Raw genomic sequence first — 13,986 nt, forward strand, 5'->3', positions numbered from 1 at the left:
CATTTTAAACCAATATTCTTATGAACTATCAAGTTGATGAAAACGGGTTTTACGGTCCTTATGGAGGAGCGTATGTACCCGAAGTTTTGTTTTCCACTGTGCAGAATCTAAGCCAAAGTTATCAGGGGATTCTGGATGATCCGGAGTTTAAGAAAGAGCTATCACGTTTGTTGAAGCTTTACGTTGGCCGGGAAACGCCGCTTTATCCTTCTCCCTATTTATCCGGATTACATCAGACGAATGTTTTTCTTAAAAGAGAGGATTTGTGCCATTCCGGTGCGCATAAAATTAACAATACACTCGGTCAGGTTTTGCTTGCAAAAAGGTTAGGCAAAACACGGATTGTGGCCGAAACGGGTGCCGGATCACATGGCGTAGCTACCGCTATGGCTTGTGCGCTTTTGAAATTGCCTTGTTTTATTTATATGGGAGAGGTTGACATGAAGAGGCAATTTCCAAATGTCGAGCGGATGCGGTTACTCGGAGCAACGGTTGTTCCTGCACTTTCAGGTAGTAAAACCCTGAAAGATGCAACCAATGAGGCCTTTCGTGACTGGATCAATAATCCTGTTGATACTTTTTATGTAATTGGTTCAGTGGTTGGTCCACATCCGTATCCGGATATGGTCGCCCAGTTTCAATCGGTGATCAGCAAGGAATTAATACAGCAGGTTCCGGATTTGACTGGTAAGGAAGTACCTGATTATGTCATTGCCTGTGTGGGCGGCGGAAGTAATGCGGCAGGTTCTTTTTATCACTTTTTGGATAATCCTGCTGTAAAACTCGTTGCGGCAGAAGCGGCTGGCAAAGGTCTGGATTCCGGTTTTACTGCTGCCGCTACTTTCCGGGGGAAATCAGGGATTTTACATGGAAGTAAAACCAAATTTATGCAGACAAATGAAGGTCAGGTTCTGGAAGCGCACTCAATTTCGGCCGGGCTGGACTATCCGGGAATTGGACCTCTGCACGCTTGGTTGCATGATACCGGGAGAGCACAATTTGTAGCGGTAACGGATGAAGAAGCTTTGGATGCAGGAATTGCTTTAAGTCAAAAGGAAGGAATCATTCCGGCTATTGAATCTGCCCACGCGCTTGCCGCGCTTTCGCATCTGGATTTTAAGCCTACTGATGTTGTCGTGGTTTGTCTGTCCGGCAGAGGCGACAAAGATCTGGAAACATACATTCAATATTCAACTTCTAAGAAATCATCTCATGATCAAATTTAAAGAAAACCGGCTAAAAGCTATTTTTCAGAACGCTGGAAAAAAACTTAGCATTTATTTCACCGCGGGTTATCCTGATTTATATGATACGATACCTATTTTGGAATTGTTAGCCAAATCAAATGTTGATTTTGTAGAAATTGGTATTCCGTTTTCCGATTCTGTTATGGACGGCGAAGTGATCCTGAATAGTCATAAAGTTGCACTGGAAAACGGGATGACGATTGATATTTTATTCGATCAACTAGAAAAAATTCGGAAAAAAATTTCTATTCCGATTGTATTAATGGGGTCGATGAATCCGGTTTATCAGTATTGTTTTGAAGAATTTTGTCGGCGTTGCCATGAGGTGGGAGTGGACGGATTACTATTGCCAGATCTACCTTTGGACGATTATGAAAAATACTACCGCAGTTCGTATCAACAGAAGAATCTCGCACCGATTTTTATGATTTCACCTCAGACAAGTAATGAACGGATGTCCAGAATTGACGCATTGGGTGAAGGCTTTTTGTATGCACTTTCGGGTAATTCAACAACGGGAGGTTCCAGTGAAATCGGTAAAAGCTCAGATTATTTAACAAATCTGTCAAACCATACATTTAGAAATCCGGTTGTTCTTGGTTTCAATATCAAAACCAAAGAGGATATTCAGTTTGCACATGAGTTTGCAGACGGAGCAATTGTGGGTTCAGCTTTTGTGAAAATTTTGAAGGACGGATTTGATAAAACACGGATTGAACATTTTTTGAAACAATTGATATGAAAAACGGAAACGGCGACTTGGTATTACATCCTCACAATAGTTATTTTATTCAGTCGCCTTTTTCTGTTTTGCTTCAAACTAATTTAAACAACGATTTATGAATAAAACCAGTGTTTTTTTGAAAATTTTTGTATAATATCTGATTGTATATCAAAGCTTGGTTATATTGATTTCTTAAATCAAAACCGATCCGAATATGAGAAACAAAGTTCTATCATTCCTCTTGTTATTCACTTGTTTTTCTGTTTCAGCCCAAAAAACGAAAACCTATCAGGTTGGCCAGATCAAGACCAGTTTTGGGGAAATCCTCTTTTGGTTATACGATGAAACACCAAATCATAAAACCAGTTTTGTGAAATTGGCGAGTGAAGGTTATTGGGATTCTTTGACATTTAACCGGGTGATAAAAGATTTTGTAGCTCAGGGCGGCTGTCCGGATACACCAGCAGGATTCTCGGATTCGCCATATCTGCTCAAACCGGAATTCAACAAAAATATTCGCCATATTTATGGAGCTGTTGCATCCGGGCGCGACAATAATCCTGAAATGCTATCGGCCGGATGTCAGTTTTACATTGTTCAAAACAAAAAAGGCCTGGCAAGACTGGATGACAAATACACCATTTTTGGACAGGTTTTCAAAGGAATGGATCTTGTTGATAAAATTGTAAGTGTGAAAACAGATTCAACAAACACGCCGCTTACGCCAATAAAACTGGACGTTAATGTGATCAGTATGACAGAAGCGGATTTGAAAAAAAATGGCTATCTGGAAATCCTGAAATAAATTCAGAATTTCAAACAATTACTTAGATTCATTTCAAATCTTACCAACGGATTCTTCCTTTTGATTAATCCGGCAACATGCAAGTTACTTTTGTATATTATAAAGCGAGTTCATTTCTATTCCTAAAATAATACCAGCATTATGAAATTAAAACTGCTCGTTTGTTCCCTGGCTTTTGTCGCTATTCACGCAGAGTCATTTAGTCAGGCATTTAATAATTTTCCGGTTACCACGCAAAAACCACCTCTTCACGCAAAACACTGGATGGGTATTACCGGAAAACCGTTAGCGGCTACGGCCGGCGCAATGATTTTTAGTAAAGGTGGCAATGCAATTGATGCGTCCTGCGCTATGCTAGCGTCCACGTGTACGATGTGGGATGTACTAAGCTGGGGAGGTGAAACGCAGGCGCTTATCTACAATCCTAAAACCAAAAAAGTGATTGCACTCAATGCCATGGGCGTTGCGCCGACAGGTGCCACAGCGGATTTTTTTAAGGGAAAAGGAATGAAATATCCTCCTGAATTTGGGCCCTTAGCCGCCACAACTCCCGGAACAGCCGGAGGGTTAATGACGATGCTTGCGGAATATGGGACGATGAGCCTGAAACAGGTTTTGGCTCCGGCCATGCAATTGGCAGCTGGGTATCCGATTGAAGCCCAGACGGCAAATTCCATTGAAAGAGGAAAAGCAAAAATCAAAGAATGGCCATATTCCAAAAAGGTTTTTTTACCACATTTAGGTGAGAAAAGAGAGGCGCCGGATGCGGGTGAAATTTTCGTTCAAAAGGATCTTCTGGCTACGTTGCAAAAACTGGTTGACACAGAGGAGTTGGCTTTGAAAAAAGGGAAATCCAGGAAAGAAGCCATTTACGCAGCATATGATCGTTTTTACAAAGGAGATATCGCCAAAGAAATTGCCAGAAGCTGTCAGGAACAAGGCGGATTAATTACGGAACAAGATCTTGCCAGCTGGAAAGTGAAAATTGAGGAACCGCTCATGACGAATTATAAAGGCATTGAGGTATACAAAATGCAGCAATGGACACAAGGTCCGGTGATGTTACAGGCCTTGAATATGCTGGAAAACTTTGACCTGAAAAGTATGGGTTATAATTCTTCACGTTATGTGCATACGTTATACCAAACAATGAACCTGGCTTTTGCTGATCGTGATTTTTATTATGGTGATCCTGCATTTGCACCTGCTGGGCCGATAAAAGGTTTGCTTTCGAAAGAGTATGCTAAGGAAAGGATCAAGCAAATTAATTGGGAAAAGAATGATCCGAAAATTTTACCGGGTGATCCTTATCCTTTCGAAGGAAAGACAAATCCTTATACAGACCAGATAAAAAACTGGGGGACAAAACAGCTTTCCATGAGAAATGATCATGGGCTTGATGAGAAATTCATGGAAGAATTTACGGCCGGAACGACTTCCGTAGAAGCGGCGGATGAGGAAGGTTGGGTAGTTTCAATCACGCCAAGCGGTGGCTGGGTACCGGCAACAATTGCAGGAACTACCGGCGTAGGATTAAGTCAGCGTATGCAAAGTTTCGTTTTGGATGCCAAAGAAAACCCTTTCAATGTGGTTGAGCCTGGAAAAAGGCCACGGGTGACGCTGACGCCAAGTCTGGCTTTGAAAGATGGAAAACCATTTCTTTCTTTTGCTAAACAAGCGGGTGACGAGCAGGATCAGTTACTGCTTCAATTTTTCCTTAATATCGTAGAATTTGGGATGACGGTTCAGGAAGCCACCGAAGCGCCAAGCTTTAAAACTTTGCAGATGTATGCCAGTTTTGGAGAACATGAAAAAGATCCGGGCGGGTTAATTCTAAACGAAGCAATGCCGGATTGGACAAGAAAAGAATTATCAAGAATGGGTTATAGAAATTCATATCAGCCGCGTACCAGCGGGCCAATCAACGCCATTTATTTTGACTGGATCCATGGAAGCATGTGGGGCGGGTCAAGTAATCACGGGGAAGATTATGGCATTGGCTGGTAGGAATATACAGATATTTTGTGATAATAATTCCATTCAATTTGGCAAAACCTGCTTATTCCAAATACAGGCGACGCATACAAAAATAGTAAATCCAAATCAATCACGGACAGAGCAGGATAGTTACTTTACCTAAAAAATATAAATTGCCTTTACATGGTAAATTGTCATTTTTTAGATAATTAGTTATATTTAATTACAATTATTTGTAATTTCCTCTATGCTTAGAATTCCACTATTCCTAACTCTTATCATTAGCCTGGCATTGACATTTCAATGTTGTGACAGGGGAGCTTCAAATGAGGCAAAAGAAGAAAAAATACCGGAGAAAATTAGTTATAATTTTGATATTAGACCAATTCTTTCGGATAAATGCCTGGCTTGCCATGGACCTGATGCCAACAAAAGAGCGGCAGGTTTGAGGATGGATATGGAAGAAAGTGCGTTTCAGGCACTGAAAGAAAATCCAACGGCACATGCGTTGGTGGCTGGAAAACCTGAATTTTCACAGGCATATCTGAGGATCACTTCGAAAGATACAGCCTTACTGATGCCCCCGCCATCGTCAAATCTGAAACTTTCCAGCCATGAAATCAGCCTGATTGAAAAATGGATTAAGCAGGGAGCTAAATATGAAAAACACTGGGCTTTTGTTGCGCCTGTAAAACCTGCGATTCCAACGGTAACTTTGAAAGAATGGCCAAGAAATGAAATTGACTATTTTGTTTTACAAAAACAGGAACAAAAAGGATTTACGCCAAATCAGGAAGCGGATAAGGAAAGATTATTGAAAAGATTAAGCCTGGATATCACGGGTTTGCCTCCAACACTGCAAATGATGGATAGTTTTCTGGCTGATAACAGTGCCGGAGCTTATGAGAAAATGGTTGATAAACTCATGCAAAATTCTGCATATGGTGAAAAAATGGCACTTCACTGGCTTGATCTTGCTCGTTATGCTGATTCACACGGCTATCAGGATGACGGGTATCGTACACAATGGCCGTGGCGCGACTGGGTGATTCATGCCTTCAATGAAAACATGCATTATGATGATTTTGTAACCTGGCAACTGGCAGGAGATCTTATGCCAAAATCAACAAAAGAACAGCTTTTAGCCACGGGATTTAACCGAAATCACAAGATCACAGAAGAGGGTGGTGTGATTCCGGAAGAGTATCGGATGATGTACGTTACGGACCGTAACGACATGTTTGGTAAGGGATTGTTAGGTGTGACGTTGGAATGCGCCCATTGCCATGACCATAAATACGATCCTTTTTCTCAAAAGGAATATTACCAGATGTTCGCATTTTTTAATAATGTGAAGGAGGTTGGTATCGAATCCGTTATCGGCGGACCTGAAACCTATGCGAAAAAGCCGTTGATGGAAATTAGTAATGAAGATGCAAAAAGTATTTTAAAATTTGTTAATAAACAGGATACGAGCCGCTTGATTGTTTCGGTTATGGGTGATCTCGACACAACAAGAAAAACATATATTCTAAAACGCGGCGTTTATGATGCTCCCGGAGATGAAGTACAGCCCGGTACTCCAAAATCCATTTTACCATTCAATGATAAATATCCTAAAAACCGTTTAGGATTATCCCAATGGCTTTTTGATAAGAAAAATCCGCTCACGGCCCGGGTTTATGTCAATATTTTGTGGCAGGAATTTTTCGGACGAGGCATCGTCAAGACTTCTGGCGACTTTGGTATGCAGGGCGAACTTCCGTCACATCCTGCTCTGCTCGACTGGCTTGCATCGGATTTTATGGAGCACGACTGGGATATAAAAAGACTTGTAAAACAAATGGTAACTTCTGCCACTTACCGTCAGTCGGCTGTTTTTACAAAAGAAAAGCTGGCAATGGATCCTGATAATATTTATCTATCAAGAGGTTCGCGATATCGTATTCATGCAGAATTTATAAAAGATCTGGTTTTGTCGAGCAGCGGTTTGTTGAATAAAACGATAGGAGGGCCTAGTGTCAAACCTTACCAGCCGGCTGGGTTATGGGAAGGGGCTACCTCCGGGCGTGGATTATTATCCGTTTACAATCAGGATCATGGTGGAAATCTTTATCGCAGAGGTATGTATACGCTGATCAAGCGAACGGTTCCGCCGCCTACTATGGGAATTTTTGATGCGAGCAACCGGGATTTGTGTGAGGTGAAAAGATTAAAAACAAACACACCGTTACAGGCGCTTGTGATGATGAATGATCCCGCAGTTTTGGAAGCTTCCCGTGTTTTGGCAGCGAAACTTTTGCAGGAAAAAACGGCATCGCAGGATAAGATCATCAAAGCATTCCGTCTGATTGTTTGTCGCAAACCAACTGAAAAAGAGATTGAAGTTTTGATGGGATATTACAATAAGGAATTGAAAATTATGAAGCCAGATGTGGCTGAAAATATGATAGCCGTAGGAGAATATCCAATAATCAAAAATGTTGACAGAAAATCACTCGCTGCTCTCATGCGTGTGGTGTCAGCTATTTATAATCTGGAAGAAACGATAACAAAAACCTGATAATGTTTAGTTGTTAAGGGTTAATTGTTAATGGGGGGAATTGTTAATTGCGGGTTGAGCAGAATCAATATTTAATTATGGAAAAGGAAATCCTGGAACATGGTCTGAATTTTAATAGAAGACGTTTTCTGTCTTCGATGAGTTTGGGTATAGGTGGCGTCGCGCTGGGTTCGCTTCTTATGCCGAATCTTTTTGACGGAACAGGGGTGGAGGAAGGCCTTGCACCCGGAATTCCTCACTTTGCTCCAAAAGCTAAACGGGTAATCTATTTATTCCAAAACGGAGCTCCGTCCCAGCAGGAATTATTTGATTATAAACCGAAATTGAGAGATTTGTTTGGTCAGGAAATTCCACCGTCTGTCAGAGGTACTCAGAGGTTAACGGGCATGACGGCAAATCAGGCCTCTTTTCCACTGGTCGGTTCTTTTGTAGATTTTAAGCAATATGGAGAATCACGGGCCTGGATCAGCGATTTGATGCCTTATACTTCCAAGATTGTGGATGATATATGCATCATTAAATCCATGTATACCGAGGCTATTAACCACGATCCGGCTCTGACATTTTTGCAAACCGGCTCGCAGCAGGGAAACCGGCCGAGTATGGGTTCCTGGCTTAGCTATGGATTGGGAAATGAGAATAAAAATCTTCCAAGTTTTACAGTTTTACTTTCCCGTGGTGTTGGAAACGGACAAGGTGTGTATTCTAAATTGTGGTCTAACGGATTTCTTGATTCTGTCCATCAGGGTGTACAGTTTAGCAAAGGAGAAGATCCGGTACTGTACCTACGCGACCCGGAAGGTATGGACAGGAAGGACCGCAGAGATATGCTCGACAATATTTCTCAGTTAAATGAACTTTCGTACCAGGAATTTGGAGATCCGGAAATTACAGCCAAAGTCAAACAATACGAAATGGCGTACCGTATGCAAACCGCCGTGCCGGAAGTAATGGATTTGTCAAAGGAATCGGATGATATAATCAAATTGTACGGGCCTGATTGTCTCGTTCCAGGAACTTTCGCGGCGAATTGTCTTTTGGCCAGAAAATTATCTGAAAATGGTGTTCGTTTTGTCCAGCTATACCATCAGGGCTGGGATCAACACGGAAATCTGCCTTTTGAAATTGCAAAACAGGCAAAAGACGTTGACCAGGCTTCTGCCGCTTTGGTAACCGATTTAAAACAAAGAGGATTGCTGGACGAGACTTTGGTAATCTGGGGCGGAGAATTTGGCCGGACAAGCTATACGCAGGGAAAACTGACAACAGATAATTACGGACGCGATCACCATCCGCGCTGTTTCACGATCTGGATGGCGGGTGGCGGTATCAAGCCGGGTATTGTGCATGGCGAAACGGATGAATTGGGATACAATATAGCCAGCAATCCAGTACACGTCCACGACTTTCAGGCGACCGTTTTACATCAGCTTGGGCTTAATCATGAAAAGCTTATTTTCAAACATCTTGGCAGAAGATACCGTCTTACCGATGTTTCGGGAAAAGTGGTTAATGATATTATTAGTTAATTAAATTATTGAAAATCAATAGTTTGATAAAAAATAATTATTAAAAAGATTGACATTTGAAACGGATAATTCACAAAAATATCCTTTTCCTAAACCCTGAAAAATTAATAAACGAACCGGTTTTGTGATACATATAAGATTAAAAAGGTTTGCCGAGCAGATATTATTTGCGTCCAATATTTTTATAGCTTTCTTGCTTATTTTTGAAAACAAACTGGTTATTCCGCCGTGGCTTCAAACACTTGGCCGGATGCATCCCCTTATCCTTCACTTTCCGATTGTCATTTTATTACTGGCGATGATCATGGAGTTTTTCAGGTTTAGAACGGAAAACTCAACCAATATTTTTTACAGGAATTATTCACAAAACCTGCTGCTGACAGGTGCTTTGTTTGCCGCAGTAACCCTTATTATGGGACTTTTTCTTTCAAGAGAAGAAGGATATTCCGGGGAAACTTTGATCTGGCACAAATGGACTGGCGCAATGTTGTTTTTTGTATCATCATTCATTTATCTTGTTCGTAATAACAGTTGGTACAAAGCACCGTTTGCTAAAAGTGCGGCTTTTATAACGGTTGTCGCACTTGTACTTACCGGCCACTATGGTGCGGCCATAACACATGGAGAAAACTTCATTTTTGAACCTGTTTCGAGTCAAAAACAAATGGCGGCCATACCGCTTGAAAAGGCGGAGGTTTTCAATGATGTGATCAAACCCATTCTGGAACAGAAATGCGTCAGTTGCCATAATCCTGATAAAATGAAAGGAGAGCTTGTTTTGACAGATCCGAAATCAATTCTTAAAGGCGGTAAGACCGGAAGGTCATTTGTTCCTGGAAATCCTAAGGTAAGTTTGATTTTACAGCGTGTACATTTATCTATTGATGATAAAAAACATATGCCGCCAGTTGGGAAAACACAACTTACGGCTGAGGAAATTACATTGCTGGCTTTGTGGGTTAAAGAAAATGCGGGTTTTAACAAAAAAGTTTTAGGACTTCCTGTTACGGATTCATTGAGGATATTGGCAACGGCCAGGTTAAAGCCTGTTTCAAAGGATGAAGAAATTTTTGACTTCGATGCTGCGGATGAAGAAACAATAAAAAAGCTGAACAACGATTACAGGACCGTATCAGAACTGGCACGGGAATCGCCTGCATTATCGGTCAATATTTATAACCGAAGTGCTTTTAAGGCAAGCCAGCTGGATGAACTTGAAGAAGTAAAAAAACAGATTGTATCGCTTAATCTAAACAAAATGCCGGTTAAAGATTCCGATCTTAACCGTATTAGCAAATTTGAAAATCTGAGAAAACTGGATCTGAATTTTACTGATATTACCGCCAAAGGTTTGAAAGAACTGATCTCGTTGAAATATCTCCATAATCTGACAATATCAGGAACAAAAATAAATTTCACAGATTTACAAGCTGTAATTCCCAACTTTAAAAACCTGAAAACAATATCAGTTTGGGACACTGGACTTTCGTCTTCAGAATTGGAAAAGCTGCAAAAAGCAAATACTAAAATAACCTTTATCGGTGGCTTTAAGGACGACGGTACGAAACCTTTAAAACTTAATCTTCCGCAAATTAAAAACAGCTCAACCATATTTGCCGAGACAACTCCTTTGTTGCTAAAACATCCTATAAAAGGCGTGGAGATAAGATTCACAACGGATGGAACAGAACCTGATAGTGTGAAATCTCCCATTTCTGATGGCAAAACGGTGTTAAGTAAGAATACTACAATCAAGGCAAAAGCCTTTAAAACAGGCTGGTTGTCGAGTGATGTGGTTACTTTCGATTTTTTCAGAAGTGCATACAAACCAGATAGTGTCAATATATTATTCCCGTTGGATCGGGTCCATCAGGCGGAAGGGGATAAGACATTTTTCAATAGTAAACTAGGCGTTATCGGTGCAAATAATCCGGCATGGGCTAATAATTGGGCGGCTGTCAAAGAAAATGATATGGCTCTGGTTTGTGAATTTAAAAAACCGGTAGCAATTTCATCCGTTGGATTACATTATATGGTCGAAGAAGATACCGGTATTTTTCCTCCTGAACTGGTTGAAATCTGGGGCGGAACAAATCCGAAACAATTAAAATTATTAACCAAAATGACTGCCGCCCTTCCATCAAAAGGCGACAAGCCCTCTCTTAAATCCATGGAAGGGAAATTTAAAACCGAAACGGTAACCTACCTGAAAATTGTAGCCAAACCATTAAACAAAATGCCAAAATGGCATCGCGATAAAGACAAAAAAGCGTTGCTGCTAATCGACGAAATGTTTTTAAATTAAGGAGATTATTTAAATCAAAAACATAATAAGAAAAGCGAAATAAATACAAAAGAGGGGCAATAGAAAAAACTCTGCGCCCCTCTTTTTATCTCCGTGCCCCTCTGTGTAACCCAACCGAATAAGCAGAAAAACAACGTAAAGCCAACGCCAAACAAACAGGCAAATAAGCAAAATTAAGCTGCTGAGGCAATATCGCCCAACCCAAAATTGTCAGGACCAGAAGCAAACCATAATAGAAATAGTACCCGGCAATAATACGATTATTCTTTCGCGAAAACAGGCCAAAAGATAAGAATAAGCCCAACGGATTAGCCCAAAGTAAATTTAGATTTACCTGTGAATAATGTGTAGTGAAAAACCACAAGAAAAGGAGGAGGAAGCCAGCTATTCCGCAGACGAAAAATAATGTAAAATCAAAAATCCGGGCCAGGATAGATTGCTTAAATTTTGGAAAACTGATGATAAAAGCCAGCAGTAAAATAATGCTAAAACAAACGATTGGGCTAAAATAGCCTGATAATGTTACTTTATTTATCTGCTCATTACTTTGGTACAAAACGATTTTATCCATCACAAGCGGGATAAATCCATGATCAGATTTTATTTCAGCTTTGTCATAATTCCACATCAAAAAATCAGGAAGAAATTTGAATTGCTCTGGCTTTATTTTTCGATCCATCTCAATGCCCAAACAGGTTTCAATTCCTAATTCACCCCATTTGCTTTGTTGCAGATATTGATGTGTTAATTGTCGAATAGTAGAACCCGATTGGCTGCGTTCTTCTGCAACCTTGTCTGCATAGAATTTCAGACTATACCCAAAAACTTTTTTCAGGGCATTGTCTATCCGATTGGAACAATTGTCGTAAAAATAATCATATCGGTATGTCCTATTTTGAACGAGTGCATTATTTTCCAGAAAATGATATAAATCGTTTTTTTGCGGTACAGTGAGATTGAGTGTTTGCTGTATCACAGTCCTGTTTTCCTTTATGGCCCAGTAATAATATTCTTGCTTAAAAGGCACAACGGAGAGCCAGTAAATGTTTTCTCCTTTGGCAAAATTTATATAAAAATTGTTATCAAAAGTGAATGTCCCGTAATTGTATACGTTATCAATTCCGGTAGCAGGATCCGAAATCCGAATTGCACTATGGCCAAAGGCTGAATACACATCTTTGCCTGGGCCAATAGTAAGCAAACTGATTTTTGAATTTTCTGCTAACTGGGCTGAAGCATGATTAGAAATAAAAATCAAAAGAAAGAAGATCAACGAACTGTTTTTTACTTTTAATTTCATTTGAATTTTGTCCGCTTTCTACGAATAATTGGTTGAAGCAATTTAATGAGTTTGTTTCGTGTAGTGATAAATATAATCACAGGGGAAATTTGGTTATTAAAACAATATTGTAATTAAATTAGAAATTTTAGGAATTTTAATTTTTAAAATTGAAATTATGCAATAATAAATTGGTTTTGGTATAATGGATTAAATAAACTTTCTTTGCGAAACGTTAATTTAAAACTTTATATATGCTCAACTTCTTCCAAAGTACGTTTCAGTTCAGTTCATTTCGTAAGTCTGTTTATTTATTATCAGTTCAATTTTTCTTTTTAGCGGTGTTGACGCAAAGTTCAACTGCATCTAATTTTTTACCTGTACCGCTTGCTGCAACTACACTTACCTTCACAAGCGACGGTTCCTGGTCCGACGGGGTGGCCGAAGATGGCGAAGGTGGCTCCACTAATATTCCTGGAATTACTATCCAGATAAGAAATATTACTGATATTAATGGAGCAAATCAGGGTTCAATGGCGTGGAAAGCTCATAATTTTTTAAATAGTGGTGATGCAAATTTCACTGCTTTAACGTACGAAGACAATGCTGGTAGTAAAGGCATGTCAATCAAGTCAAGTGATGGCGGTAATTTTCAGCTAAATAGCTTCAGATATTATAACTGGGGCGAAACAGAAGATTTTACCAATACGGTTAAGGGTTTTAGGGATGGAGTAGAGGTAGCGTCAATGACATTCAATGGTTATATAGATGGATATATTCCAATCACCGTTTCTCTGGATAACACTTTTGATAATGTTGATGATGTAAGGCTTTACATCACCGAAGGTGGTTATTTAGGGACTCAGGCATCTACCAACCATTCGATTAATAATATCGTGATTGATGCGGCCTCACCTTTGCCGGTTACGCTGGTAAATTTCTCAGCAAAAACCAGCGAAAATAATATTCAGTTGGCATGGCGAACTACTAGTGAAACCAATGCATCTCATTTTGAAATTGAAAAAAGTAATGACGGTAAATCTTTTACCAATATTGGTAGTGTAAATGCGAAAGGAGAAAGCGTGGTCTTGGAAACGTATACATTCACAGATATTTACAACAAAAGTACTACTTCTTTAACGCAGTATTACCGTTTAAAAATGATTGATAACGATGGCACTTATGCCTATTCGCGTATAGAAACCGCACGATGGAATAATGTAGAAGCAGTTCGCAACATAATAATTTCGCCAAATCCGGCAAGAAACAGCTCACAGGAACTCAGTCTGAGGTTTGAAGGCTTATCAAAAGGAAATTACACAATTCAAATCATAAATCTTCTTGGGCAAAAACGCGCGGAAAGAACATTTGTCTGGGATGGAATTTCAGAATCAAAATTCAATACAAGCAATCTTCCCGCAGGACTCTATCTTGTAAAAACGGTCTATTCTGGTGAGGAAATTGTCAGAAGACTGGTGATTCAGTAGTCGGGAGTTTACGCTTAGTCTAGTGGTATAAACGTTGACTGGATATTTAGAATATTAAGACTTTTCGTTT

At 40.0% G+C, this 13,986-nt stretch carries 9 protein-coding genes; 8 read left to right on the forward strand and 1 reads right to left on the reverse strand.

What is annotated here, in order from left to right; all coding sequences use genetic code 11:
- The first annotated feature begins 20 nt into the window (after window positions 1-20).
- The 7 genes from trpB to FZF08_RS24425 all read left to right on the forward strand — a co-directional run bounded on the left by trpB (window position 21) and on the right by FZF08_RS24425 (window position 11,150).
- Window positions 21-1,226 (forward strand): tryptophan synthase subunit beta, encoded by a 1,206-nt coding sequence (trpB, locus tag FZF08_RS24395; protein ID WP_159474883.1) that lies wholly within the window; start codon window positions 21-23, stop codon window positions 1,224-1,226.
- Entirely contained in the window at window positions 1,213-1,989 is a 777-nt protein-coding gene (gene trpA, locus FZF08_RS24400) for a tryptophan synthase subunit alpha (protein WP_159474886.1), read from the forward strand. The genes trpB and trpA overlap by 14 nt, the downstream gene beginning before the upstream one ends.
- A 196-nt stretch (window positions 1,990-2,185) precedes the next feature.
- Window positions 2,186-2,776 carry a peptidylprolyl isomerase gene (locus FZF08_RS24405; RefSeq protein WP_159474889.1) on the forward strand — a complete coding sequence of 197 codons (591 nt, stop codon included), beginning with the start codon at window positions 2,186-2,188 and terminating at the stop codon, window positions 2,774-2,776.
- Window positions 2,777-2,917: 141 nt separating this feature from the next.
- Window positions 2,918-4,783: a gamma-glutamyltransferase family protein gene (locus FZF08_RS24410; protein WP_159474892.1), complete on the forward strand. Its 1,866-nt coding sequence runs from the start codon at window positions 2,918-2,920 to the stop codon at window positions 4,781-4,783.
- 217 nt (window positions 4,784-5,000) lie between these two features.
- On the forward strand, window positions 5,001-7,316 hold the full coding sequence (locus tag FZF08_RS24415; protein ID WP_159474895.1) for a PSD1 and planctomycete cytochrome C domain-containing protein: 2,316 nt from the start codon (window positions 5,001-5,003) through the stop codon (window positions 7,314-7,316).
- Between the two features lie 77 nt (window positions 7,317-7,393).
- Window positions 7,394-8,845 (forward strand): DUF1501 domain-containing protein, encoded by a 1,452-nt coding sequence (locus tag FZF08_RS24420; RefSeq protein WP_159474898.1) that lies wholly within the window; start codon window positions 7,394-7,396, stop codon window positions 8,843-8,845.
- A gap of 250 nt (window positions 8,846-9,095) precedes the next feature.
- Entirely contained in the window at window positions 9,096-11,150 is a 2,055-nt protein-coding gene (locus tag FZF08_RS24425; RefSeq protein ID WP_229216679.1) for a c-type cytochrome domain-containing protein, read from the forward strand.
- Between the two features lie 85 nt (window positions 11,151-11,235).
- Here FZF08_RS24425 and FZF08_RS24430 read toward each other — a convergent pair whose 3' ends face one another.
- Window positions 11,236-12,450, reverse strand: coding sequence for a DUF4105 domain-containing protein (locus FZF08_RS24430; RefSeq protein WP_159474901.1), 1,215 nt, complete (start codon window positions 12,448-12,450; stop codon window positions 11,236-11,238).
- Window positions 12,451-12,683: 233 nt separating this feature from the next.
- On the opposite strand from FZF08_RS24430, the gene FZF08_RS24435 reads away from it, so the two are divergent.
- Window positions 12,684-13,916 carry a T9SS type A sorting domain-containing protein gene (locus tag FZF08_RS24435; RefSeq protein ID WP_159474904.1) on the forward strand — a complete coding sequence of 411 codons (1,233 nt, stop codon included), beginning with the start codon at window positions 12,684-12,686 and terminating at the stop codon, window positions 13,914-13,916.
- Window positions 13,917-13,986: the final 70 nt, after the last annotated feature.

This window comes from Dyadobacter sp. 3J3 (assembly GCF_009801115.1).
Classification (GTDB): domain Bacteria; phylum Bacteroidota; class Bacteroidia; order Cytophagales; family Spirosomataceae; genus Dyadobacter.

What these genes read in the sequence shown, in the direction of transcription:
- trpB (WP_159474883.1), top strand. Translation starts at nt 21, where the DNA reads ATGAACTATCAAGTTGATGAAAACGGGTTTTACGGTCCTTATGGAGGA.
- trpA (WP_159474886.1), top strand. Translation starts at nt 1,213, where the DNA reads ATGATCAAATTTAAAGAAAACCGGCTAAAAGCTATTTTTCAGAACGCT.
- FZF08_RS24405 (WP_159474889.1), top strand. Translation starts at nt 2,186, where the DNA reads ATGAGAAACAAAGTTCTATCATTCCTCTTGTTATTCACTTGTTTTTCT.
- FZF08_RS24410 (WP_159474892.1), top strand. Translation starts at nt 2,918, where the DNA reads ATGAAATTAAAACTGCTCGTTTGTTCCCTGGCTTTTGTCGCTATTCAC.
- FZF08_RS24415 (WP_159474895.1), top strand. Translation starts at nt 5,001, where the DNA reads ATGCTTAGAATTCCACTATTCCTAACTCTTATCATTAGCCTGGCATTG.
- FZF08_RS24420 (WP_159474898.1), top strand. Translation starts at nt 7,394, where the DNA reads ATGGAAAAGGAAATCCTGGAACATGGTCTGAATTTTAATAGAAGACGT.
- FZF08_RS24425 (WP_229216679.1), top strand. Translation starts at nt 9,096, where the DNA reads ATGCATCCCCTTATCCTTCACTTTCCGATTGTCATTTTATTACTGGCG.
- FZF08_RS24430 (WP_159474901.1), bottom strand. Translation starts at nt 12,450, where the DNA reads ATGAAATTAAAAGTAAAAAACAGTTCGTTGATCTTCTTTCTTTTGATT.
- FZF08_RS24435 (WP_159474904.1), top strand. Translation starts at nt 12,684, where the DNA reads ATGCTCAACTTCTTCCAAAGTACGTTTCAGTTCAGTTCATTTCGTAAG.